This window comes from Tissierellales bacterium, assembly GCA_025210965.1.
Classification (GTDB): domain Bacteria; phylum Bacillota; class Clostridia; order Tissierellales; family JAOAQY01; genus JAOAQY01.
In genome coordinates this window covers 1-3,241 of record JAOAQY010000132.1, presented here as the reverse complement: position 1 = coordinate 3,241, position 3,241 = coordinate 1, and the positions used below count along the sequence as shown (strand labels likewise).

General features: G+C 29.3%; 3 protein-coding genes. All 3 read left to right on the top strand.

Annotated elements, in window-relative coordinates:
* On the top strand, positions 1–842 hold an 842-nt coding region (locus tag N4A40_09560; GenBank protein ID MCT4662094.1), incomplete at its 5' end, for a hypothetical protein.
* Between the two features lie 315 nt (positions 843–1,157).
* Entirely contained in the window at positions 1,158–2,423 is a 1,266-nt protein-coding gene (locus N4A40_09555; protein ID MCT4662093.1) for an ATP-binding protein, read from the top strand.
* On the top strand, positions 2,413–3,087 hold the full coding sequence (locus N4A40_09550) for an RloB family protein (protein MCT4662092.1): 675 nt from the start codon (positions 2,413–2,415) through the stop codon (positions 3,085–3,087). Before N4A40_09555 ends, N4A40_09550 begins: the two co-directional genes overlap by 11 nt.
* Positions 3,088–3,241: the final 154 nt, after the last annotated feature.

The window sequence follows — 3,241 nt, the reverse complement described above, 5'->3', positions numbered from 1 at the left end:
GGTTATTAGTATATTATATATTAGTTAGAATTCAAATAAGAAAACATCCTGAATGGCAAAAGGATGTAGACGAAAATTTTAAAAAATTGTTAAGCGATAATTTTTTAAATCAAAGTGAAGAACTTTTAAAAAGTGAGATAAGCTATTGTGAAAAAACTGCTAGCGATTTAGAATTTAGAAATACTAAAGGATTCGCTTTTATAGGTGTATTGTTAGTGGGGGTATGGAATAAAACTATAGGCATGCTGAATGTGAAAGAGGCAAAAGATATTGTATTTTTAGTTTTTGCAGCTATTGCAGTTGGTTTGTTTGCATGTTTATTAGCTAGATTCATTGAGTATTGTTTGAAAGCTATGCTTAATTTCGATGTCAAAGAATACAGAGAGTTTGCACAAAAATTGGAAGAAGTTTACTATGAACTACAATATAAAAAAGCAGTTCCAACCAAACCCAAAGCTCCCGACTTCACCCCCTTTCCAACCCACCCATTCAAATGGCGTTACACCGCCACAAAAGGTCTAGAACTAAAACTAAAAAATAAAGCAAAAGAAAGTTTAACGATATCTTTCAATGAGTCGGAACTGAATATACTATTTGCTCATATTTTGAGAAAGCAGCCGGTTGATCTAGCAAATGAAAAGAGAAAATTAGAAGATGGAGAGTATACAGAAGGTATAGGATATTTCATAAAAGACATTCTAAATAAAGAAGAATCTATAAAGGTTACTAAATATTTAGTGGCATTATTAGAATCGAAACGCATCATAGAAACCAATGGAAATCACAAAAAAATCAAAATATCTCTAGATACACAGGTTTTTAACTGGCAAAAGATTTTTTAAATATCAAATGACTTGAAATGTTCTCATCATACACAGAACGTTTCAAGTCATTATTTTATTTCTTCTAATCCTGCCCCCATCCTCAAAGTAAACTAATAACATCCGTGAAAAAGTTACTAGTTTACTAATTCCAAAAGTAACAGAAAATGAATATTGATTTTAACTTCATTGTAATAGATTAAATTTTTATAGAACCCTTGTGAGAAATTTTCTCACAAGGGTTGCTTAAATTCATTAAAACATTATATAATTGGGTATAATATAAAAAAACATGCACGAAATTCACAACTACTAAATTAAAATGGGGGAAATAAAATGTTAGTACAATTTAATTTTGGTAATTATAGATCATATAAAGATGAAGTATCAATAAGTTTAGAAACTACTAAAATAACAGGACTAGAAGAAAATATTATAAATATTGAAGGGCAAGATAAACTTTTGAAATCAGCTGCAATATACGGGACAAATGCTAGTGGAAAAACAAATATCATAAAGGCTTTTGAAAAAATGAGGGATATTGTAATGTATTCGGTGATTTTTGATAAAGAACATGGTTATATTAATTTAGAGCCCTTTGCATTAGATGCAAAGAGTAAAGGTGAGCCTACTTTATTTGAAGTTTTTATAAAGTTTAATGGCGAAGAATATCAATATGGATTTAAATATTTTGATCGTAATGTAGTAGAAGAATGGCTAAATAAGAGAAGTCAATCAGAGAAGAAACTAGTATATGATGAATTGTTTTATAGACATGGAAGTAAGGTGGAATTTAAAAATAATGATCATAAAGAATTATTTGATTCTTTGATGGAAAATTCTGATGATTTGATGAATGAATCAAGGCTGATTTTAAGTGTTTTTGGAAGAGTTATTGGCGTAAAAGAATATAAAGATGTTTTGAATTGGTTTAAAAATGCAGAGGTTTTAAATTACGGGGAATTATTAGAAGAAGCATCAATTTATATTGAAGATAAAAATAAGCTTTTTTCTACCGAAAAGGAAAAGCAGTCATTGCTAAATTTTTTAAACAATATGAATATCGATATTTGTGATTTTGAAATCAGACAGACGGCAAGCGGAGATAATCCTAAATATACTACAGATGTGAAACGTAAAAATGATATAACTGGTGAGATAGAGACGTTTTCTATATTTGATGAATCAAGTGGTACTTTGAAATTAATTAGTATGTTTCAAAAAATTCACAACGTTTTTGAAAAGAGAAGTATAATTTTTATTGATGAGTTAGATGCAAAATTACATCCATATTTGAGTAGATATATTATCAAGTTATTTAATAATGAGGACAATAATTGTGCGCAGTTAATTTATACAACTCATGATACTACAACTTTAAAAAATGATATTTTAAGACGTGACCAAATTTGGTTTGTTGAGGTTGATGAAAATAAATCTTCTCAGGTATATTCTTTAGCCGAATTTATAACTGATGACAATAAAAAGGTTAGAAAAGATGCTAGCTATGATAAAGATTACTTGAAAGGACAATATGGAGCAGTACCTAATCTCAAAGAAATGAGTATAATTTCAACTGGTGGTGATTCTTGTGGGAAGTGATGATATTTTTAAAAAAAGACGTGCAGAACGAACAAAGAGGAAAGAATCGATTAGAGAAAAAAATCCATTAAAATATTTAATTGTATGCGAAGGTGCTAGAACAGAACCCCTCTATTTTGAAGAAATAAAGAGAAGAATAGCTGATAAATATGAAGCGCAGCGAGTTAATGATTATGTTACTCTAGAAATAGAAGGAACTGGGCGCAATACAATTGATTTAGTTGATTGGACAATAAAGAAAATGAAAGCAGTAAGTATTCCTTATGGAGAGGTTTGGGCTGTTTTTGATAGAGATTCATTTCCAGCACATAATTTTGATAATGCTATACACAAAGCTGAAGCTAATGGAATTAAGGTAGCATGGTCGAATGAAGCAATAGAATTATGGTTTTTACTTCATTTTGAATATTTGAATACAGGAATAGACAGGAAACAATATATAGATAAATTAAATGAAGAGTTTGATAAGTGTGGAATTGGAAAGTATGAAAAAAATAGACCGGATATTTATTCAATGTTAGAAAAAAATGGAGATAAGTATGAAGCTAGAAAAAGGGCAGAACGATTATTAGAAACACACGGTGAAAGAGCATATCATGATAAACATCCTGCTACAACAGTGCATTTATTAATGCAAGAATTAGAAGCTATACTTGATAGTTAAAAAGTAACAAAATTCAATTATTGCAAATCTACAAAACTTCCCACTACAAATCTCTTTCACAATATAGTAAAATATAAATATGGCAGAGAACGGTTTCAATCAGTAGTTTGTGAGACTTTTGTCAAACAATCAAACACATTTAAAAGGAGAAATT

Bases quoted from the DNA above. Each gene is read 5' to 3' on its own strand.
- N4A40_09555 (MCT4662093.1), top strand. From the start codon at position 1,158: ATGTTAGTACAATTTAATTTTGGTAATTATAGATCATATAAAGATGAA.